At 69.8% G+C, this 19893-nt stretch carries 20 protein-coding genes and 2 pseudogenes; 13 read left to right on the forward strand and 9 right to left on the reverse strand.

Going from position 1 to position 19893, the window contains the following annotated elements; all coding sequences use genetic code 11:
* Positions 1-46: 46 nt before the first annotated feature.
* Positions 47-400 (reverse strand): hypothetical protein, encoded by a 354-nt coding sequence (locus tag H8F25_RS16115; protein WP_197211272.1) that lies wholly within the window; start codon positions 398-400, stop codon positions 47-49.
* Between the two features lie 4 nt (positions 401-404).
* Positions 405-1133: an iron-sulfur cluster biosynthesis transcriptional regulator SufR gene (sufR, locus tag H8F25_RS16120; protein ID WP_197214003.1), complete on the reverse strand. Its 729-nt coding sequence runs from the start codon at positions 1131-1133 to the stop codon at positions 405-407.
* Positions 1134-1452: 319 nt separating this feature from the next.
* Here sufR and H8F25_RS16125 point away from each other — a divergent pair, with 319 nt between their 5' ends.
* The 9 genes from H8F25_RS16125 (at position 1453) to dcd (ending at position 9491) form a co-directional block, all read left to right on the forward strand.
* A complete protein-coding gene (locus H8F25_RS16125) occupies positions 1453-1842 on the forward strand; it encodes a ferredoxin-thioredoxin reductase catalytic domain-containing protein (RefSeq protein WP_197211273.1) in 390 nt (129 codons plus the stop codon).
* A 13-nt stretch (positions 1843-1855) separates the two neighbouring features.
* A complete protein-coding gene (gene sufB, locus H8F25_RS16130; protein WP_197211274.1) occupies positions 1856-3301 on the forward strand; it encodes a Fe-S cluster assembly protein SufB in 1446 nt (481 codons plus the stop codon).
* A gap of 86 nt (positions 3302-3387) precedes the next feature.
* Complete coding sequence (gene sufC / locus H8F25_RS16135; protein ID WP_197211275.1) at positions 3388-4176, forward strand: Fe-S cluster assembly ATPase SufC; 789 nt, start codon at positions 3388-3390, stop codon at positions 4174-4176.
* Complete coding sequence (gene sufD, locus H8F25_RS16140; protein WP_197211276.1) at positions 4176-5438, forward strand: Fe-S cluster assembly protein SufD; 1263 nt, start codon at positions 4176-4178, stop codon at positions 5436-5438. Before sufC ends, sufD begins: the two co-directional genes overlap by 1 nt.
* A complete protein-coding gene (locus H8F25_RS16145; protein ID WP_197211277.1) occupies positions 5438-6844 on the forward strand; it encodes a SufS family cysteine desulfurase in 1407 nt (468 codons plus the stop codon). The genes sufD and H8F25_RS16145 overlap by 1 nt, the downstream gene beginning before the upstream one ends.
* A 9-nt stretch (positions 6845-6853) precedes the next feature.
* Positions 6854-7306: a L,D-transpeptidase gene (locus H8F25_RS16150; RefSeq protein WP_197211278.1), complete on the forward strand. Its 453-nt coding sequence runs from the start codon at positions 6854-6856 to the stop codon at positions 7304-7306.
* 277 nt (positions 7307-7583) lie between these two features.
* On the forward strand, positions 7584-8348 hold the full coding sequence (locus H8F25_RS16155) for a peptidoglycan recognition family protein (protein ID WP_231596913.1): 765 nt from the start codon (positions 7584-7586) through the stop codon (positions 8346-8348).
* Positions 8349-8393: 45 nt separating this feature from the next.
* Entirely contained in the window at positions 8394-8900 is a 507-nt protein-coding gene (locus H8F25_RS16160) for a GNAT family N-acetyltransferase (RefSeq protein ID WP_231596914.1), read from the forward strand.
* 66 nt (positions 8901-8966) lie between these two features.
* Entirely contained in the window at positions 8967-9491 is a 525-nt protein-coding gene (gene dcd / locus H8F25_RS16165) for a dCTP deaminase (RefSeq protein ID WP_197211280.1), read from the forward strand.
* A 51-nt stretch (positions 9492-9542) separates the two neighbouring features.
* On the opposite strand, the gene H8F25_RS16170 is transcribed toward dcd, so the two are convergent.
* Together H8F25_RS16170 and H8F25_RS18250 are read right to left on the reverse strand one after the other, a co-directional pair.
* Positions 9543-10292, reverse strand: coding sequence for an aldo/keto reductase (locus tag H8F25_RS16170; RefSeq protein WP_231596915.1), 750 nt, complete (start codon positions 10290-10292; stop codon positions 9543-9545).
* A 67-nt stretch (positions 10293-10359) separates the two neighbouring features.
* A pseudogene (locus H8F25_RS18250) lies at positions 10360-10467 on the reverse strand (hypothetical protein); the annotation flags it as partial.
* 62 nt (positions 10468-10529) lie between these two features.
* Between H8F25_RS18250 and H8F25_RS16175 the strand changes: the two are divergent.
* On the forward strand, positions 10530-11084 hold the full coding sequence (locus H8F25_RS16175; protein ID WP_197211281.1) for a DUF1543 domain-containing protein: 555 nt from the start codon (positions 10530-10532) through the stop codon (positions 11082-11084).
* Here H8F25_RS16175 and H8F25_RS16180 read toward each other — a convergent pair.
* The gene (locus H8F25_RS16180) at positions 11060-12094 is read right to left on the reverse strand and encodes a metallophosphoesterase (protein WP_197211282.1); all 1035 of its coding nucleotides are present in this window, start codon (positions 12092-12094) and stop codon (positions 11060-11062) included. The genes H8F25_RS16175 and H8F25_RS16180 overlap by 25 nt on opposite strands.
* 279 nt (positions 12095-12373) lie before the next feature.
* Here H8F25_RS16180 and mtnA point away from each other — a divergent pair, with 279 nt between their 5' ends.
* Positions 12374-13492 (forward strand): S-methyl-5-thioribose-1-phosphate isomerase, encoded by a 1119-nt coding sequence (gene mtnA / locus H8F25_RS16185; protein WP_197211283.1) that lies wholly within the window; start codon positions 12374-12376, stop codon positions 13490-13492.
* A gap of 114 nt (positions 13493-13606) precedes the next feature.
* On the forward strand, positions 13607-14650 hold the full coding sequence (locus H8F25_RS16190) for a class I SAM-dependent methyltransferase (RefSeq protein WP_197211284.1): 1044 nt from the start codon (positions 13607-13609) through the stop codon (positions 14648-14650).
* A 3-nt stretch (positions 14651-14653) separates the two neighbouring features.
* On the opposite strand, the gene H8F25_RS16195 is transcribed toward H8F25_RS16190, so the two are convergent.
* The 3 genes and pseudogenes from H8F25_RS16195 to H8F25_RS16205 all read right to left on the reverse strand — a co-directional run bounded on the left by H8F25_RS16195 (position 14654) and on the right by H8F25_RS16205 (position 16256).
* Positions 14654-15661 carry a zinc-binding alcohol dehydrogenase family protein gene (locus tag H8F25_RS16195; RefSeq protein ID WP_197211285.1) on the reverse strand — a complete coding sequence of 336 codons (1008 nt, stop codon included), beginning with the start codon at positions 15659-15661 and terminating at the stop codon, positions 14654-14656.
* A 136-nt stretch (positions 15662-15797) separates the two neighbouring features.
* A pseudogene (locus H8F25_RS16200) lies at positions 15798-15998 on the reverse strand (hypothetical protein); the annotation flags it as partial.
* A 60-nt stretch (positions 15999-16058) separates the two neighbouring features.
* A complete protein-coding gene (locus H8F25_RS16205; RefSeq protein ID WP_197211286.1) occupies positions 16059-16256 on the reverse strand; it encodes a hypothetical protein in 198 nt (65 codons plus the stop codon).
* Positions 16257-16331: 75 nt separating this feature from the next.
* Between H8F25_RS16205 and H8F25_RS16210 the strand changes: the two genes are divergently transcribed.
* Complete coding sequence (locus tag H8F25_RS16210; RefSeq protein WP_197211287.1) at positions 16332-18398, forward strand: bifunctional aldolase/short-chain dehydrogenase; 2067 nt, start codon at positions 16332-16334, stop codon at positions 18396-18398.
* A 120-nt stretch (positions 18399-18518) separates the two neighbouring features.
* Here H8F25_RS16210 and hisD read toward each other — a convergent pair whose 3' ends face one another.
* Positions 18519-19796 (reverse strand): histidinol dehydrogenase, encoded by a 1278-nt coding sequence (hisD, locus tag H8F25_RS16215; RefSeq protein ID WP_197214007.1) that lies wholly within the window; start codon positions 19794-19796, stop codon positions 18519-18521.
* Positions 19797-19893: the final 97 nt, after the last annotated feature.

The following is a 19893-nucleotide window of genomic DNA, read 5'->3' on the forward strand; positions in this document are numbered from 1 at the left end:
GGCTGAGGCCCGGTTCAGGCTCGGTTCCGCGGGTGGCCGTGGTGCGTCATGGATGGGGGCCGCCGGCGAGGCGGCAATCGGCCTGTCGGCGGGCCCAGCGCTCCAGGTCGTCGAGCTCCAGATCCAGAGCCATGCGCGATGGGCCGGCGATCGCCCGCAGCTGATCGGCGACATGCAGCATCTGGGCGCTGAAGGCCTCGGCGAAGGGCTGATCTCCTGCGGTGGCGTCCTGCTCGAGCACCCACCTGCGGATGGCCTCGCTGCTGGGAGGGTTTCCCTGACGGCGGCCGGCGATCTGCTGCAGGGTGCGCAGGCCGTGGGCCAGCAGCCGCAGGTGGTGGCGTTCCAGCGCGGGCAGCAGAGTGGCCTCGAGGCCGGCGAGTTCGTCGGGCGTGAGCATCCGCTCAGGCGCTGACGTGGCCCGGGGAGAGGCGGAAGCCGCAGAAATGGTCGTCCTCCAGCCGCCAGTGCACCCGCTCCACCTGGCAGTCGGGGAAGGTGTGGCGGATCAGCTGGAGCTCCTGGTCGCAGACCATCGGGAACTCCTCGGCGATGCGCATCACCGAACAGTGGAATTCGCTGAGAATCCAGCCCCCCTGGTGGGGTGCGGCGCTGCTCGGCAGCTCGGCATCGGCCCGCAGTTCTGCCACGTATCCCTCCTGACGTCGGAGTTCGACAAGCCGCTCGAGGCGTTCGTGCAGGGTGCCCTCCCCGATCCGCTGGCGATAGAGCGTCGCCTTGGAACGGGCCTGATCATTCAGGAGGGCTCGCAGTGTCTCGGGGGGAAGGCTGCTGGAGATCGACTGCAGCAATCCAAGGGCGAAATGCTCACTACCGTCGGGGAAGCGTTCATGCCCCTGGGCGGTGAGGTGCCAGCGGTTGCTGGGGCGGCCGGGGCCGTCGTGGGAGGAGCAGGCTTCCACGAGCCCGTCCTCTTCGAGACTGCGTAGGTGACGTCGCATCACCTGCACCGAGACGCCCAGGCGATGGGCCAGGTCGGCGGCGGTGGCTTCACCTTCGCGCAGGAGAAGAGTGAGGGCTGCCTCGCGGGTGGTTGCCTGGCTCGTTGTTCCGCCTGAGCCGGAAGGTTGCGGAGTGGGAGTGTCGTTCCCGGCGGGGACTGCCGCCACCATGCCGGGCGCCGGGACGGTGGCGGATTCGATTCCAGTGGGCGGCGGGACGCTCATGGCGGGGGCGGAACGCCTTCACCATGCCACGCGTTCATGGCAACTGGCGTGGATGGTCCTGTCGATGTGCGAGGCCGGCGACGGGGCTGAGGCTCCGGTCGCCCGGCGCGCCCAGGACGTGACGGTGGGCACAATGACCAGCTGCACCCGCGCATCGCTTCAGTGCCCTATGGTCTGACTAACGAAACCCTGGCGTTTCGTAAATGGTCACCCGCAGGTTCCGCTGACGCGATCCCGCCTGCCGCTGCCCCCTGACCCCGTCCCCATGTCCGACGCCGCCACTGGCTCCAGTGTCAACGCCTCCAGCGCCGCGCCTGCTCCTCAGGCGTCCGACAGCCTGGAGGTGATCCGCAAGTTCGCCGAGACCTACGCCCAGCGCACGGGCACCTATTTCTGCAGTGACCCCGGCGTCACCGCCGTGGTGCTTGAGGGTCTCGCGCGCCACAAGGATGAGCTGGGCGGCGCTCTCTGCCCCTGCCGGCACTACGAGGACAAGGAGGCTGAGGTGGCCCAGGCCTTCTGGAACTGCCCTTGTGTGCCGATGCGGGAGCGCAAGGAGTGCCACTGCATGCTCTTCCTGACGGAGGACAACCCCTTCCGTGGCGAGAAGCAGACCATCTCGATCGAAGAAATCCAGTCCCACGTTGCCGGCTGAAGCCGTTGCCCCGATGAGTTCTCCCGCAGCCAGCGTCGGCGATCTGGTCAGCCAGCCGTACAAGTACGGGTTTGTCACCGACATCGAAACCGAGAAGATCGCCAAGGGTCTCAGCGAGGATGTCGTCCGGCTGATCTCCAGCAAGAAGCAGGAGCCTGCCTTCCTGCTGGACTTCCGACTGCGCGCCTACCGCCAGTGGCTGCAGATGCAGGAGCCTGACTGGGCGGCGCTGGGCTATCCGGCGATCGATTACCAGGAGATCATTTATTACGCCGCCCCCAAGCAACAGGCCAAGAAGGCCAGTCTCGATGAGGTGGACCCCAAGCTGCTGGAGACCTTCGACAAGCTCGGGATTCCGCTGAGCGAGCAGAAGCGTCTCTCCAATGTGGCCGTCGATGCGGTGTTCGACAGCGTTTCGATTGCCACCACCTACAAGGAGAAGCTGGCTGAGCATGGCGTTGTCTTCTGCTCGATCAGCGAGGCGGTGAAAGAGCATCCCGAGCTGATCGAGAAATATCTGGGCACCGTCGTTCCCAGCAATGATAACTATTTTGCTGCCCTCAACTCAGCGGTGTTCAGCGATGGCTCCTTCGTCTTCATACCCAAAGGGGTGGAGTGCCCGATGGAGCTGTCCACCTACTTCCGCATCAATTCAGGCGACACCGGTCAGTTCGAGCGCACGCTGATCGTCGCTGAGGAAGGCGCGTCGGTCAGTTATCTCGAGGGCTGCACGGCGCCGATGTTCGACACCAACCAGCTGCACGCGGCGGTGGTGGAACTGGTGGCGCTCGACGACGCCTCGATCAAGTATTCCACCGTGCAGAACTGGTACGCCGGTGATGAGAATGGTGTCGGTGGCATCTACAACTTCGTCACCAAGCGTGGTCAATGTCGTGGTGCCCGTAGCCGGATCAGCTGGACCCAGGTGGAAACCGGCTCGGCGATCACCTGGAAATATCCCAGTTGTGTGCTCCAGGGCGAGGACTCCGTGGGAGAGTTCTATTCGGTGGCGCTCACCAACAACCGCCAGCAGGCCGACACCGGCACCAAGATGATTCATGTCGGCCCGCGCAGCCGCTCGACGATCGTCAGCAAGGGCATCAGCGCCGGTCAATCGAGCAACAGCTATCGCGGTCTGGTGCAGATCGGCCCCAAGGCTGTGGGGGCCCGCAACTACAGCCAGTGCGATTCGATGCTGATCGGTGATCGCGCCGCCGCCAACACCTACCCCTACATCCGCTCGCAGCAGCCCAGCGCGAACGTTGAGCACGAGGCCAGCACCTGCCGCATCTCCGCCGATCAGCTGTTCTATCTGCAGAGCCGCGGCATCGGCTTCGAAGAGGCGGTGTCGATGATGGTGAGCGGCTTCTGCCGCGATGTGTTCAACCAGCTGCCGATGGAATTCGCCGCAGAGGCCGACAAGCTGCTGGCCCTCAAGCTGGAAGGGTCGGTGGGCTGATCACCAGCCCATTCGTCATCTCTCCTCTCGCCCTGACTGCCACCCCGGCGTCCTTCCTTTCTCTCCTCTTCGCCTTCCCCGCCGCCGTGATTCGCCCCGACGCTCCGGTCCTGCTCGAGATCCGTGATCTGCACGCCCGCGTGGAGGATCAGCCGATCCTCCATGGCGTCAATCTGACCCTTCGTGCCGGGGAGATTCATGCCGTGATGGGCCGCAACGGCAGCGGCAAGAGCACCCTCTCCAAGGTGCTGGCCGGCCACCCCGCCTACAGCGTCACCTCCGGTTCGGTGCTGTTCCAGGGAGAGAATCTGCTGGAGCTCGATCCCGAGCAGCGGGCACGCATCGGCCTGTTCCTGGGCTTCCAGTACCCGATCGAGATTCCCGGCGTCAGCAACCTCGAGTTCCTGCGGGTGGCCACCAACGCCCGCCGCGCCCAGAAGGGTGACGACGAGCTCGATACCTTCGCCTTCGAGGATCTGGTGCGCGAACGGCTGGCGGTGGTGCAGATGGATCCTGCCTTCCTGGAGCGCTCCGTGAATGAAGGCTTCTCCGGCGGCGAGAAGAAGCGCAACGAGATCCTGCAGATGGCCCTGCTGGAGCCGCTGGTAGCGATCCTCGATGAAACCGATTCCGGCCTCGACATCGATGCCCTGCGCATCGTCGCCGGTGGCGTCAACCACCTCGCCAGCCCCGACAACGCCACGTTGCTGATCACCCATTACCAGCGACTGCTGGATGTGATCACGCCCGATTACGTGCATGTGATGGCCAAGGGCCGCATCCTGCGCACCGGTGGCAAGGAGCTGGCTCTGGAGCTCGAAGAGCGCGGCTACGACTGGGTGGATCAGGAGCTCGCCGCCCTGGAGGTGGCCTGATGGTGGCCGCATCCCTCTCCCGACCCGCCGCGGCGCCGGCCTGGAGCCAGGCTCTGCTGCAGGCCCTGCCTGCTCCTGCCGGTGTTCTGGCCCCGGTGCAGCAGCGTGGCCGTGATGCCCTGGCGGCCCTGCCCCTGCCCTCCAGGCGCGATGAGGCCTGGCGGTTCACGCCGCTGGAGGTGCTCACGGCCCTGGATCCATCCCTGCTCACCCTCGGCGCCGAGCCTCCGGTCTCGCTGCCGGCGGCGGCCAGTGGCACGGTTCGACTCGTGCTGGACGGCCGCGGCGATCCGCTCGCCGGCGTGACCCTGCCCGAGGGCCTCTCCCCGCTGAGTGAGGCGGAGCTGCAGCAGCGGCTCGGCCAGACCCTCGAGGCCAACGGCTGCCGTGAGGCCTGGCCGGTGCTGCTCAACAAGGCCGCCGCCGGTCAGCTGCTCGCCCTGCGGGTGCAGGGACCGGTGCAACCGGTTCTCGAACTCGTGTGTGACGCAGGCGGTGAAGCCTGCCTTCTCCCCGTGCGCATCCTGCTGGTGCTGGAGGCGGGTGCCAGCCTTGCGGTGTTGCAGGTGCACCGCAGCCGGGGGGCCAACCTCAGCAGCGTTGTTGTTGAAGCCCAGCTTGGCGAGGGCGCCAGGCTGCAGCACGGCCTGCTCGCCCACGGCCACAGCGAAGCTGCGCTGCTGGCGCACCTGGCCGTATGCCAGGAGCCTGGCAGTGAGCTCAGTCTCAGCTCGGCGACGGCCGGCTGGGGCCTGCTGCGTTTCGAGCCGCGGGTGCAGCAGGCCGGCGGCCAGGCCCAGACCACCCTGCGCGCCCTGCAGCTGGTGAGCGGCCATCAGCTGGCCGACACCCACAGCCAGGTGGCGTTTGAGGGACCCGAGGGGCGTCTCGATCAGCTGCACAAGGTGGTGGCCGGCGATGCCGGTCGCAGCGTGTTCAACGGCGCGGTGCGGGTTCCCCGGGCCGCCCAGCGCACCGATGCCTCCCAGCTGAGCCGCAGCCTGCTGCTCAGCGAGCGCGCCCGGGTCGATACCAAACCCGAGCTGGAGATCGTGGCCGACGACGTGCGTTGTGCCCACGGCGCCACCGTCAGCCAGCTGCAGCAGGATGAGCTCTTCTACCTGCAGAGCCGCGGTATCGGCGCCGATCGGGCCGCTGCCCTGCTCCTGCGCGGCTATTGCGAGGAGATCCTGCGCAGCCTGCCTTCCGCTGCTGCCGCCTGGCAGCCCCTGCCCACCCTGCTGGGGGAGACCACCGACTGATGACGCTCACCCCCACCGCCCGTTCTGAGGAGGCCTCCGGCCCCGTGTGCAGGGACACCGAGACCCTGGCTGAGTCCGCAGCGGCCCAGGCTGCTGGGATTGCAACCGGATCCCCGGCAGATGCCGCCGGCTCCGGAGTGGCTGGGGTCCCGCTGGCCCCCCAGGAGGATCTGGCGGCCCTGACCCGGCCTGATTTCCCGCTCCTGGCCCAGACCGCCTGCCTTGGCCAGCCGCTCATCTATCTCGACTACGCCGCCACCAGCCAGAAGCCCGCCCAGGTGCTGGAGGCCCTGCAGCATTACTACGGACACGACAACGCCAATGTGCACCGCGGTGCTCACCAGCTGAGTGCCCGTGCCACCGAGCAGTTCGAGGCGGCCCGCGACAGCGTCGCCCGCTTCATCGGTGCCGCCAGTGCCCGGGAGATCGTCTACACCCGCAACGCCAGCGAGGCGATCAACCTGGTGGCGCGCACCTGGGGTGAGGCCAGTCTGCGCCCCGGTGATGAGGTGTTGCTGACGGTGATGGAGCACCACAGCAACCTGGTGCCCTGGCAGCTGCTGTCGGCTCGCACCGGCTGCGTGCTGCGCCATGTGGGCCTGACCGAGAGCGGTGAGCTGGATCTCGACGATCTGCGATCCAAGCTCAATGAGCGCACCCGCCTGGTGAGCCTGGTGCAGGTGAGCAACACCCTCGGCTGCCTCAACCCGATCGCCGAGATCGCCGCCCTCGCCCACGACGCCGGCGCCCTGCTGCTGGTGGATGCCTGTCAGAGCCTGCCGCACCTTGCGGTGGACGTGAAACAGCTCGGCTGCGATTTCCTGGTGGGCTCCTCCCACAAGTTCTGCGGACCCACCGGCATGGGCTTTCTGTGGGGCCGCGAGGCGCTGCTGGAGGCGATGCCGCCGTTCCTTGGTGGTGGCGAGATGATCCAGGATGTGTATCTGGAACACAGCAGCTGGGCGGATCTGCCCCACAAGTTCGAGGCGGGCACGCCGGCGATCGGTGAGGCGATCGGCATGGGTGCCGCCATCTCCTACCTCGAGGCGATCGGCATGGAGCGCATTCATGCCTACGAGCAGCGGCTGACCCGGCACCTGTTCACGCGGCTCCAGGCGATCGACGGGCTGCGGATTCTGGGGCCCACGCCCGAGCAGCAGCCGCACCGGGCCGCCCTGGCGGCCTTCCATGTCGACGGCCTGCATGCCAATGACATCGCCGCCCTGCTCGATTCGGCCGGCATCTGCATCCGCAGTGGCCACCACTGCACCCAGCCGCTGCATCGCCACTACGGCCTGAGCGCCACGGCTCGAGCCAGCCTGGCCTTCACCAGCACCTTTGAGGAGATCGATCGCTTCGCCGAGGAGCTGCAGAGCACGATCGGCTTTCTGCGCGAGCACAGCTGAGCCGCGGCGATGCCGATCACCTCTCTGCTGGCCACCAGCCCGTTCGCCGGGGGTCTGCTGCTCGCGGCTCTCGAGATGGTGGCCAGCCTGGTGGTCGATCTGTCGCAGCAGCAGCTGCGCGCCTATGACGCCGCCGGTCGGCTGATCTACCGGGCACCCGTCTCCACTGGACTTCCCGCCACCCCCACCCCGATCGGACAGTTCCAGGTGGTCGGTCGTTATGCCGAAACGACCCTCACCGGCGCCGATTACCGGGTGCCGGGCGTGCGCGATGTGCTCTGCCTGGGCGGCGGCGGCCTCAGGCGGGATGCCATCTGCCTGCATCCGGCCCCCTGGCAGGAAGAGGCCCGCCAGTGTTTCGGGGTACGGCGCAGCCACGGTTGCGTGCGGCTGAGCAGCGCCACGGCCCGCTGGCTGTTCGAGCGCACCACCGTCGGCACGCCGGTGACGATTCAGGAGTGATTCCGCTTCAACGCTGATTCGGCGGGGACATCGCGATGGCGTTGCATGGGGTCAGTGGCCAGGGGCGCGGGGGCAGCCCATTCCGTTGCGGTCTCAAAGCGTTGTCCCGACCCAGGTGGGGCCGATGGCCGGCAGCATGGCCTGGCGGAGCCCCGAACGGATGCAGGACAGCAGTGCGAGCAGCCTCCCCGTCGTCGTGAGTTCCGGCATGGGGGGCCTGGCCTCGATGGGCGCCACCGGGAGGGGAGTCAGAACGATCGTGAGGCGCAATCGGCGCTTGCCCCTCGTCCTGGCGCCGTTGCTGCTGCTCAGCGCATGCGGGCCCAGGCCGCCGCAGGCGCCCTTCCCGGTTCAGACCCTCGCCGATGCCGGACTCAGGCCCCTGAGCGCCGAGGCCCTGCAGGCCTGTGCCACACGACTGGGACTGCCGGCGGAGCTGCCCCGCCCGGCCGACCGCACCAACTACGGCGAACGGCAGCGCCTCGATGCCTTCGGCAGGGAGGTGCCGCATACGCCCCAGCTGATCGTGCTGCATGAAACCGTGATCTCAGCGCCGGACACCGTCAGGCTGTTCGCCACACCCCACCCCAGGGATGACGATCAGGCCAGCTATCACCTGTTGGTCGATCGCCTTGGGAACCGGCTGCGGATCGTGCCCGATGCCGGCCGGGCGTTCGGGGCGGGCATGGCGGCGTTCGGCGATTTCACGGTGCGCATCCGGCCGCAATCGGTGGGTTCGCTGAACAATGTGGCCCTGCATCTCAGCCTGGAGACGCCGCCCGATGGCCGCGGCGACGACGATGCCCATTCGGGCTACACCGAAGCCCAGTACAAGGCGGCTGCGGCGCAGGTGCTGCTCTGGCAGGCGGCCCACGGCATCCCGATGACCCGTGTGACCACCCACCAGGCAGTGGACCGCAGCCGCTCGCGCCGCGATCCGCGCAGCTTCCGCTGGGACCGCTTCGAGGCGGCCTGGCGTCAGGCGGTGCAGGCCTGCGGGCTGCCTGCGCAGGCTTACGATCGCGGCCGGGCGACGATCTGAGGGGCTGGAGCCGAGATGGAGTTCACCAGCCCTGGATCTGACCGCGTGGGCGAGCTGACAGAGCTCTTCCGTACCAGCTTTGCCGCCTCCGAAGGTGAGGCTGAGGGTGAGGCGATCGCCAGGCTTGTCTCCAGGTTGTCCAGGGCGATCGATGCGGAGCGTCTGTTCTGCTTCGGTGCTGAGGAGGATGATGCCCTTGTGGCCGCGATCTTCTTTTCCGAACTTGTCTTCGCCGCCGATGTGCGCGTGTTCATGCTCGCTCCCGTCGCGGTGCTGCGGCCCTTCCAGCGGCGTGGAATCGGGAAGGATCTGATCCGTTTCGGCCTGGGTGTCATGCAGCAGCGCGGTGTGGAGATTGCGGTCACCTATGGAGATCCGGCCTTCTATGGCAAGGTCGGCTTTCTGCCGCTGGCGGAGTCCAGCCTGAGGGCGCCGATGCCGCTCTCCATGCCCCAGGGCTGGCTCGGACAGTCGCTCACAGGCGAGGCGATCCCCACCCTGATCGACCGTCCATCCTGTGTTGCTGCGTTCGAAGACCCCCACTTTTGGTGAGATCGCGCTCGCTTGATGCTGGCGCCGCAGCTGCAGCGTTACTGTTGCGCCACCTCAGCTCAAGTCATGTCCGTTCTCGGCCGCGCGGCCATTCTTCAGGCGATCGAGCAGGGTGACATTCAGATCACGCCCTTTGCAGCGGAACGGGTGGGGCCCGCCTCGGTGGATCTCACGCTCGCCAATTCCTTCCGGGTGTTCCGCAAGGTGCATCAGGTGATCGAGGTGCGCGAACACACCGACTATCGCGAGCTCACCGAGAAGATCACCGTTGCCGATGGCCGTCACATCCTGATCATGCCGGGAGAAACGATCCTCGGCATCACGCAGGAGCGTCTGCGGCTGGGGCCCGGTCTGTGCGGCTGGCTGGAGGGGCGCAGCCGTTTCGCCCGTCTGGGCCTGATGGTGCATATCAGCGCCCCCTTCATGGGTCCCGGCATCGACAGTCAGCAGGTGCTGGAGATGAGCAATTTCGGTCCCGCTCCCCTGGCGGTGGTACCGGGAATTGCGATCTGTCAGTTCGTGTTTCAGAAACTCGAAGGTTCGGAGCAGTATCAGGGTCGCTTCGCCGGCCAGACGCAGGAGAGTTTCTGAGGCTCCGGTGCGTCCGATTCCCGTGTCTGCGTGCTGTTCGCTCCCTGAGGCTCACGCATCCCAGACGACGTGCTTTGGATAGGGGCCACCCGGCAGATCCCAGAAGCTGCCATCCACGAAGCGCTGATGGCGATCCAGTCCGTCGATCCGCGCCAGCTCCTCAGCGCGCAGCTGCAGCTGGGATGCGGCGAGGTTGTCAGCAAGCCGTTCGCGCCGCACCGATTTGGGGATCACGCTGGTGCCGCAGGCGATCCCCCAGGCCAGCAGGACCCGGGCCGCGCTGCAGCCGTGCGCTGCGGCAATGTCCATGACCTCCGGAATCTGCAGCAGGGGAGAGATCGCTCCGGAGGGCGCCAAACCCAGCGGCGAGTAAGCCGTGATGGCGATCTGCTCGCGCCGGCAGAAGGCCATCAACTCGGGTTGCTGCAGCCAGGGGTGCCGTTCCACCTGGTTCACCGCGGGGCGGATGCGGCAGTGCGGCAGCAGCCCGGCCAGTTTGCGGGCGCTGAAGTTGGAGACGCCGATCTGCCGCACCAGGCCGGCCTCCACCAGGTCCTCCATCGCCGCCCAGGTGTCGGTCAGGGGCAGCTGCTCCAGCGGGATGAACTCCTCGGCCCGGCTCGGCATCAGTACTCCCGGTTGCTGGGCCACCGGCCAGTGGATCAGATACAGATCCAGCTGCTCCAGGCCCAGATCGGCCAGGCTGCGCTCCAGAGCCGGTCGCACCAACTCCGGGGAGTGGCTGTCGTTCCACAGCTTGGAGGTGATCCAGAGGTCGTCGCGCTCCAGCCCCCCCCGCACGCAGGGCTTCCTCCAGGGCGACGCCGATCTCGGCCTCATTGCCATAGATGCTGGCGCAGTCGATATGGCGGTAGCCCAGTTCCAGGGCATGGCGCACCGCCGCGCCCACCTCACCCGGGGCCGCCTTCCAGGTGCCGAGCCCGAGGGATGGGATCGAGGTGAGCGGGGACGCCATGGGTGGCGGTGCGGCTGGCCCCAGGTTGGCAAGCTGCGGGGGCGAAGGGCGTGCTGATGCCGATGAGCCCTCTCCTCCCGGCCGAGCCCCGGCTGTTCCTGGCGGTGCTGGGCGGCAGGGCCCACGGTTGCCACATCGAGCTGCACGATGTTCGCTTTGTGGTGGGCACCACGATCGATGCGGCCATTCCGGAGCTGCGGCGGCAGTGGTTCGGATCGCGTGAAGGCCTGCACCTCGATGCCTGGATGGCGGTGCAGGCGGTGGATGGCTGGATGGTGCGTCTGCAGCGCCAGCCCGATGCGCCCCGGCCCGAGCGGCTGTGGTTCGTCAATCTCGGTGCCTACCGCCCGGACTGCCTGGCGGAGCTGCATCACTTCGGCCTGGTGGTGGCCCGCTCACCCCAGGCGGCCAAGGCGGCGGCCAGGCGTCAGTGGCTCAGGGGCGCACTCCAGCAGCACAAGGACGATCTCTGCGCCGTGGATGACTGTCTGGCGATCGAGCAGCTGGAGCTGCTCGGCGGCGAGCGTTGGCACGTGCGGCTCGAACGGCACCCTGAGGGGTTCAGCCAGCCCCAGGTGCCGGACTGGTTCGGCTACCGGCGGATCGATCGCTCCTGAGTGTTGCGGCTGATGCTGCCGCTGCGGCCGCTGAGGGTCGCCGGCAGGCGGTTCCAGGCCAGCGGTTGCCCCGTGGCCACGGCGTAGGTGGTTTCCAGCAGCGACTCGGCCTGCCAGCGCAGATCGAGCGTGGTGAAGGTCTGCTGGGGTGGGATGGTGCCCTGCAGGAGCCGGCGGGGGCCGCTGCCCAGGGCGCCGAGCTGGATCCGATCGAGCTGGCCGCGGCGGGCGGGAAACCAGGCGTGCTGATGGCCGCTGATGTAGGCCTGCACCCGCCCCTCCTCCAGCAGGCGCTGCACGGCAGCCGCCTGATCGAGCATCTCGCCGGGGCGATCGCGCCCCTGGCTGACGCCCGCCAGGGGCAGGTGCCCCACCACCAGCCGCAGCCGCGCCTGGCGGGCCTGCGGACCGGCCAGCTGCCGGCGCGCCCAGTCGAGCTGATCAGCGGGGATGCGACTGGAGCTGGCATCCCACACCAGGACGAACACCTGCTCCTGCAGGACGCTGTAGTGGAAGGGGAAGTCGGCGGCGTCGACGAAGCGCAGCCCCAGCGCCTGCCGCCGCGGGCTCCAGAAGCGGCTAACGGCGGCGCGATCGGCCCTGAAGCCCGGGGCGCCGTCGTGGTTGCCCACGGCAGGCAGGAACGGCACCCCCGCCTGGCGCACCGGTGTGAGCACCGTGCGGGCGAAGCCCTCCCACATCGCATCGAGCTGGGCGGTGCTGAGGCCCGGTTTCTGGCCGGCCACCATGTCGCCGGCGCAGATCAGCAGTGCGGGGTTGAGCGCGAGCAGCTGGCGCAGCCCCTGGCTCACCTGGGGGATGTAGGTGGTGGAGCCGTAGCTGCTGTTGAGGTCGCTGATCAGGCCCAGTCGCAGATCAGGCGCGACCTGCGGTGCGGCTTGCAAGCTGGCCTGAGGTGCGGCGGCGGCACGGCCCCGGGCCAGCAGCCAGCCCGTGCCTCCCAGTCCGGAGGCGGCGAGCTGAAGCAGCTGGCGGCGGCGCAGGGGCACGGAGGCACAAGGGTGGGTTGCCGCTCAGCATGGAGCAGTCGCTCGGCAGCAGGCCAGGGTCCGGGAGCGGCGGCCTGTTCCCGCAGGCCTCATTCCGGGGATGTCTGGGCAGCAGGTGCCGCGCTGAAGCAGGGCCCATGACTCTGCGGCTTGTCTGAGTCGTCCTCCAGGCGGTGAGCCCCGGATGCATGCGTGCAGGCCAGCTCGGGTGCGCGTGGTGGCCGCTCCGGGCTCCTGCGGGCGGAGATGATCGGCAGGCGACGCACGCAGTGCTCCTCCATGAACATCGACGGGAAGGCCTGGCGCACCATCGGCCTGGATCCGGGCGGTCGTTCGGTCTGGGTGATTGATCAGACCGTGCTGCCCCACCGTTTCGAGACCCGCACCCTGACCAGCTGCGAGCAGGCCGCCGAGGCGATCCGCACGATGGTGGTCCGCGGCGCACCGCTGATCGGCGTCACCGGGGCCTACGGGCTGATGCTGGCCCTGCAGGAGGATCCGTCCGATGGGGTGCTGGCGGCGGCCTTCGAGCAGCTCAACGCCACCCGGCCCACGGCGGTGAACCTGCGCTGGGCCCTGGAGCGGGTGCGGGATCGCGTGGCCCCGTTGCCCCCTGACCGGCGCGCCGAGGCGGCGAGGGACGAGGCGGGCGTCATCGCCGAGGAGGACGTGGCGATGTGTGAGGCGATCGGCGACCACGGCCTGGCGATCTTCCAGCAGCTGGCGGCGGCCAGGCCGGCGGAGCGCCAGGGGCAGCCGTTCCACGTGCTCACCCACTGCAACGCCGGCTGGCTCGCCACGGTCGACTGGGGCACCGCGCTGGCGCCGATCTACAAGGCCCATCGCAGCGGCATGGCCATCCACGTCTGGGTGGATGAGACGCGGCCCCGCAACCAGGGCGCCAGCCTCACCGCCTTCGAGCTCGGCAAGGAGGGGGTGCCTCACACCGTGATCGTCGACAACGCCGGCGGCCACCTGATGCAGCACGGTCAGGTGGATTCGGTGATCGTCGGCACCGACCGCACCACCCGTCGCGGCGACGTCTGCAACAAGATCGGCACCTATCTCAAGGCTCTCGCCGCCCACGACAACGGCGTGCCGTTCTATGTGGCCCTGCCCGCCTCCACCATCGACTGGACGATCGACGACGGTGTCGCCGAGATCCCGATCGAGGCCCGCAGCGCCGCTGAGGTGACCGCCATCCAGGGCCGGCTCCTGAGCGGCTCCGGAGGCGGCGAGATCGCCAGCGTGCAGCTCAGCCCCGATGGCAGCGAGGGCTTCAATCCCGCCTTCGATGTCACCCCTGCCCGGCTGGTGACCGCCCTGATCACCGAACGCGGCGTGGCACCGGCGACCGAGGCGGGCCTGCGCGGGCTGTACGGCGGCCAGGCGGGCTGAGCGAGGTGGCTGCCCCTGCGCCGCAGCGCCGGAGTTCCAGGCTGCCTTCCCTCCTTTGCTGTCCCCAGCGTTGCCCCAGGCTCCGACAATGGCCCCCCGTTCCGTTGCGTCCCCATGCCCGAGGCCCTCGCCGCCGCCAGCCCGCCGCCCAACTGGGTGGAGAGCCGCCATCCCCTCGGCTGGGCCATCGACAGGCTGCTGGCGGTGGAGCCGTTGCGGCAGCTGCTCTTCTGGCAGGCCCGCGGCCTGATCATCCGCACCGCCGAGGGCCGCGGCATCGCCTGGCGACAGCGGCGCGAGCAGCTGCAGGCCGCCGCCGAACCGCTGCTGGCCGAGGTCACCGATCCGGCCACCCAGGTGCCTGCCTACTACCGCGCCCGCTTCCACGCCTACGACCAGGGCAATCTCTGCTGGCAAGCTGCCTGCGAGGCCGAGCAGGCCACCGATTCGATGGCGCTCAGGGTGTGGCCGCTGGAGAAGGCGTTGCCCGCCGGGGAGGCCCAGCAGCGGCTGCGGTCGGCGATCTTCAGCGCGATCGAGCCCAGCCTCTGCGGTCCGGTGCACCGGGCGCTGGATCTCGGCTGCTCGGTGGGCGTCGGCACCCTGGCCCTGCGCGACTGGCTGCAGCAGCGCCAGCAGGCCCGAGGCGCTGATGCTCCCGTGCAGGTTGAGGGCCTTGATCTCTCGGCCGAGATGCTGGCGGTGGCGAGGGTGCGCGAAGCCGAGCGGCAGGCCGCCAGGCGCGCGGCTGCCTCTGGCCCGGCTTCAGCCGGCAGCCCTGCCGTCGTCACGGCGCCTCCGATCACCTGGCACCACGCCGCCGCCGAGGCCACCGGCCTGCCCGCCGGCGCCTACGACCTGATCACCCTGCAGTTCGTCTGCCATGAGCTGCCGGGCGAGGCCACCGGCGCCGTGCTGCGCGAGGCGGCCCGCCTGCTGCGTCCCGGCGGCGTGATCGCCGTGGTGGATCAGGATCCCGACTCGGAGGTGATCCGGCGGCTGCCGGCCCCGATCGCCACCCTGCTCAAGAGCACCGAGCCCTACCTGGAGGACTACTTCCGGCTCGATTTCCCTGCGGCCCTGCAGGCGGCCGGCTTCCGGGAGGTGCGGCGCGAGGCGGCCGATCCGCGTCACCGGGTGCTGGTGGCGACGCGCTGAACCTCAGCTCCAGCCTTGCAGCGCGATCTTGCCCAGGGTGCGGCTGCTGGAGAGCAGGTCATGGGCCTGCTGCAGATGGGCGGCGCTGATCGGTCCGAGGGTGCGCGTCAGGGTGGAGCGGATCTCGCCGGCTTCCACCAGATCGGCCAGGCGATCGAGGATCCGCCCCTGCGCCAGCTGGGCCTCGCCCCCCTGGGCGCTGCGGCTGAACATGAACTCCCAGCACAGGCGCACGCTCTTCTCCTTGAGCCGCTCCATCGCCAGCGGTCCCTTGTTGCCCACGATCACCAGCATCGAGCCGTGGGGCCGGATCAGCTCGCCCATCGGCTCCCAGTAGGCATCGGTGTCGGCGAAGTTGGCGATCGCATCCACCTGCTCCAGGCCCAGGGCCTGCAGCTGCGGTGCCAGGGGCTGGCGGTGGTCCACCACGGCCTCGGCACCCAGCTCCCTCACCCATGCCTGGCTGTCGGGTCGTGAGGCGCTGGCGATCACCCGCAGGCCGGCGCGGCGGGCCAGCTGGATCGCGATCGAGCCGACGCCGCCGGCCGCCCCCAGGATCAGCACCGAGCGCCGGGCCTCCTCGTTGCCAGGACAGCCGCTGCCCTCCGGATCGAAGCCGATCCCTTCGAACAGCCCTTCCCAGGCCGTGAGCGTCGTGAGCGGCAGGGAGGCGGCCTCGGCCCAGTTCAGGTTCTCCGGCTTGCGTCCGCAGAGGCGCGCGTCCACCGCCAGCCGCTCGGCGTAGCAGCCGGGGCGTCGGATGTCCCCCGCCACCATCACGGCGTCGCCGGGCCGGAAGCGGGTGACGGCCTCGCCGCAGGCCTCCACCACGCCGGCGGCATCCCAGCCCAGGATCCGCCCGTCGCCGCCCGGGGCGATGCCGGCACGCACCTTGGTGTCCACGGGGTTCACCGCCAGCGCCTCCACCCGCAACAGCACGTCGTCGGGGCCGGGAATCGGGTCGGCCACCACGGCGTCGATCAGCTCGGGGGTCGCAAGAACGGCCTTCATGGCAGGGGCTGGAGAGAGACAGGCGCCAGGCACGTTCTACGCCACGCTTCTCTCGGACCGGCCCGTCCTCCGGGGCATGAGCCGGATCGTCGCTGCCGCCACCGCCCAGGGCCACCGCCCGCGGCATCCCGTTCCCTCAGCGCAGCCAGGCCGTCGCGCCTCCTCCCGGTTCCAGCGCCTGCAGCGCCCGGATGCGCGCCTCCAGGGGCGGATGGCTGGCGAACAGCGACAACCAGCCATCGGGAACGGCGATCTTGAAGGCATTGAGGCGGCCGCCATCGCGCCGGTCCACCGCGCCGCTGGTCTGGCCCAGCAGCGCCAGGGCCCCGGCCATCGCCGCCGGCCCGGTGAGCTGCGCTGCCCCGGCATCGGCGCGGAACTCCCGGTGGCGCGAGAATCAGGCGGTCACCAGGGATCCGGCGATCCCGAGCAGCAGCTCCAGGGGCCAGATCAGGGCCGTCGGCGGGGGCGGTTGCCGATCACCGTCACGTTCGCTGCGCGGCAGCAGGATCACGATCGCCCGCGCCAGGAACATCACGAAGGCGTTCACCACGCCCTGCAGCAGCGTCATCGTCACCATGTCGCCGTTGCCCACGTGGCTCAGCCGTGGCGACGCTCCCGGTCTGCCGCGCTTCGCCGCATAGCCTCAGCCGAGCTCATCCCGCCACCGATGCCCGTGCAACACCGCTGGTCCGAGGCCGGTGCCCGTGAGGCGGTGGAGCACTACGGCGGCCTCGGGATCAGCGAGCCCCTGGCCCTGCGCACCTACTCAGCCCGCCTGCTGGGGGCCGATCCGGAGCTGGTGCTGCACGGCGGCGGCAACACCTCGGTGAAGACCCAGGTCACGGGCCTGCTGGGCGAAGTGATCAATGTTCTCTGCGTCAAGGGCAGCGGCTGGGACCTGGCCACGATCGAGCCCGCCGGCCATCCCGCCGTGCGTCTCGAGCCCTTGCGCGAGCTGCGGGCTCTGGAGCGCCTCAGCGACGAGGACATGGTGGCCGCCCAGCGCCGCAACCTGATTGACCCTGCCGCGCCCAACCCTTCGGTGGAGGCGCTGCTGCATGCCTTCCTGCCCCACACCTTCGTCGACCACACCCATGCCACGGCCCTGCTGGCCCTGGCGGATCAGCCCGACGCCGAGGCGGTCTGCCGCGAGGTGTACGGCGAGCGGGTGGTGCTGGTGCCCTACGTGATGCCCGGCTTCGCCCTGGCCAAGGCCTGCGCCGATCTCTACGAACAGGCCGCCGCCCGCTCCGCCGCAACGGGCATTCCCCTGGAGGGGATGGTGCTGCTCAAGCACGGTCTGTTCTCCTTCGGAGGCACCGCCGAGCAGAGCTATGGCCGCATGATCGAGCTGGTGCGCCTGGCCGAACAGCGGCTCGAGCGCGGCGAACGCCGCCTGCTTCCCCTGGCCTCACCGCCGCCGGCTCCGGATGCCGCCAGCCTGTTGCCCCGCCTGCGCGGCGCTCTCGGCCGGGCCGCCGCCGCCTCAGGCGCCCCCCCACACTGGCTGCTGGACTGGCGTGCCACCGCCGACGCCCGTGCCATCAGCGATGACGCCCGTCTGGCCGACTGGGCCGGTCGTGGCGTCGCCACCCCCGATCACGTGATCCGCACCAAGGCCCGGCCGCTGGTGCTGCCCCCCGATCCCGATGACGCCGCGATCGAGACGGCGCTCCAGGCCTACATCGACGCCTATGGCGCGACCTTCGGCCGTCAGAACCTGCGCGTCGGCGGCCACAAGCGCCGCCTTGATCCGCTGCCGCGCCTGGTGGCGGTGCCGGGCCTCGGGCTGATCGGCCTCGGCGCCAACGCCGAAGCGGCCGCCATCACCGCTGACATCGGCGAGGCCTGGGCCCGCACCCTGCTGGCCGCCGAGAGCATCGGCCGCTTCGAGCCGGTGGGCGAGGACGACACCTTCGACATGGAGTACTGGAGCCTCGAGCAGGCCAAGCTCGGCAAGGGCAGCCCGAAGCCCCTGGTGCGTCAGGTGGTGCTCGTCACCGGTGGCGGCGGCGGCATCGGGGCCGCCACGGCGCGCGCCTTCGCTGCCCAGGGGGCCGATCTGGCGGTGCTCGACTACGAGGGAGAGGCCGCGGCGTCGGTGGCGGCGGCCTGCAGCCCCCATGCCCTGGGCCTGCGCTGCGACGTCACCGACCCGCAGCAGGTGCGCGCGGCCTTCGATGCGGTGTGCCGCCGCTTCGGGGGCCTCGATGTGGTGGTGAGCAATGCCGGCGCCGCCTGGACCGGCGCGATCGCCACCCTGCCGGAGCGGGAGCTGCGGGCCTGCTTCGAGCTCAACTTCTTCGCCCACCAGAGCGTGTCGCAGGCGGCGATGGCCGTGTTCCGCGCCCAGGGCCTCGGCGGTCAGCTGCTGTTCAACGTCAGCAAGCAGGCGCTCAACCCTGGGCCGGATTTCGGTGCTTACGGCATCAGCAAGGCCGCCCTGCTGGCCCTGATGCGCCAGTACGCGCTCGAGGAGGGCGGCAACGGCATTCGGGTCAACGCGATCAACGCCGACCGCATCCGCTCCGGCCTGCTCGACGGAGAGATGATCCGCGAGCGGGCGGCGGCCCGCGGCGTCAGCGAGGAGGTCTATATGGCCGGCAACCTGCTGGGCCGCGAGGTGCAGGCCCGCCATGTCGCCGATGCCTTCGTCGCCCTGGCGCGCATGGAGCGCACCACCGGTGCCGTGCTCACCGTCGACGGCGGCAATGTGGCTGCCATGGTCCGTTAGGCCCCTCTCGGGGCCGTGGTGCGTCAGGCCCCTGGCGGGGCCGGTTCGCGGAGCGCAGACGTTTGCTGTGGCCCCGTCAGCCCGGTTCAGCCGGGTGCGAGCCGGAGGCCGAGCCCCGTGTCAGGCCAGCCTCCTCCTGACCGATTCGGCGTGGCTGTGCAGGCCTTCGCTCTCGGCCAGCCGAACCACCGCCGGGGCGGTGGCCTCCAGGGCGGCGCGGTTGAAGCCGATCAGGCTGGTGTGGCGCAGGAAGGTCTCCACGCTCAGGGCACCGGCGAAGCGGGCGGTGCCGGAGGTGGGCAGGGTGTGGTTGGGGCCGGCCAGGTAGTCGCCCACGGCTTCCGGCGTCCAGGGACCCAGGAAGATGGCGCCGGCGTGCTGGATGTGCTCGGCCAGGGCCTCGGGATCCTCCACCAGCAGCTCCAGGTGCTCGGGCGCGAAGCGATCGCTCAGCGAGGCCGCTTCCGTCAGGTCATCACACACCACGATCAGGCCCCACTCCTCGAGGGCCTGGCGCGTGATCGCGGCACGGGGATGGTTCTCCAGCTGCGCCGCGATCGCTATGGGCACGGCCGTCGCCAGGGCCTCGCTGGTGGTGATCAGGATCGCGGCCGCCAGCGGGTCGTGCTCCGCCTGGGCCATCAGATCGGCGGCCACCTGCTCGGGGCGGGCCGTGTGGTCGGCGATCACCAGCACCTCGCTGGGCCCGGCCAGCGAATCGATGCCGACACGGCCGTAGACCGCCTTCTTGGCCAGGGTCACCCAGAGGTTGCCGGGGCCGCTGATCACATCCACCCGGGGAATGCTCTCGGTGCCCCAGGCCAGGGCGGCGATCGCCTGGGCGCCGCCGATCCGGTACACCTCCTCGACTCCGGCCAGGTGGGCGGCGGCCAGCACCGTGGCGTTGGGCATGCCGTCCGGCCCCGGCGGGGTCACCATCACCAGTCGCTCCACCCCGGCCACCCGGGCAGGGACGGCATTCATCAGCACGGTGCTCGGGTAGGAGGCACGTCCTCCCGGCACGTACAGGCCGGCCCGCTCCACCGGCCGCCAGCGCCGGCCCAGCCGCTCGCCGTGGGGGCCCTGAAGGGCAAGGTCCCGGGGCATCTGAGCCCGGTGAAAGCTGAGGATCCGTTCGTGGGCCAGCCGCAGGGCGTCCTGCAGGTCGGCGGGGGTCGCCTCCCAGGCCTGCTGCAGCTGCTCGATCGGGATACGCAGCGGATCGGGGCGGATGCCGTCGAAGCGCTCGGTCAGATCGAGCAGGGCCGCATCGCCCTCGCGCCGTACCTGCTCGAGAATCGCCGCCACCCGGCGCTCCTCGTCATGCAGTCTGGCGCCGTCCGTGCGGGATGCGATCGCCTCGAGGCGTTGCAGGGCCGCTTCGCCGCCGCGCAGCATCGCCACCGGCACGGGTGTGGGATCAACGGCGCGGTGGTCGCCCGCGGCAACGGTTGGGGAGACGCTCACGGGCGCGGCTGTGCGGAGGGACAGGGCA

The organism is Synechococcus sp. CBW1004 (genome assembly GCF_015840715.1).
In the GTDB taxonomy this organism is placed as follows: Bacteria; Cyanobacteriota; Cyanobacteriia; order PCC-6307; family Cyanobiaceae; genus Cyanobium.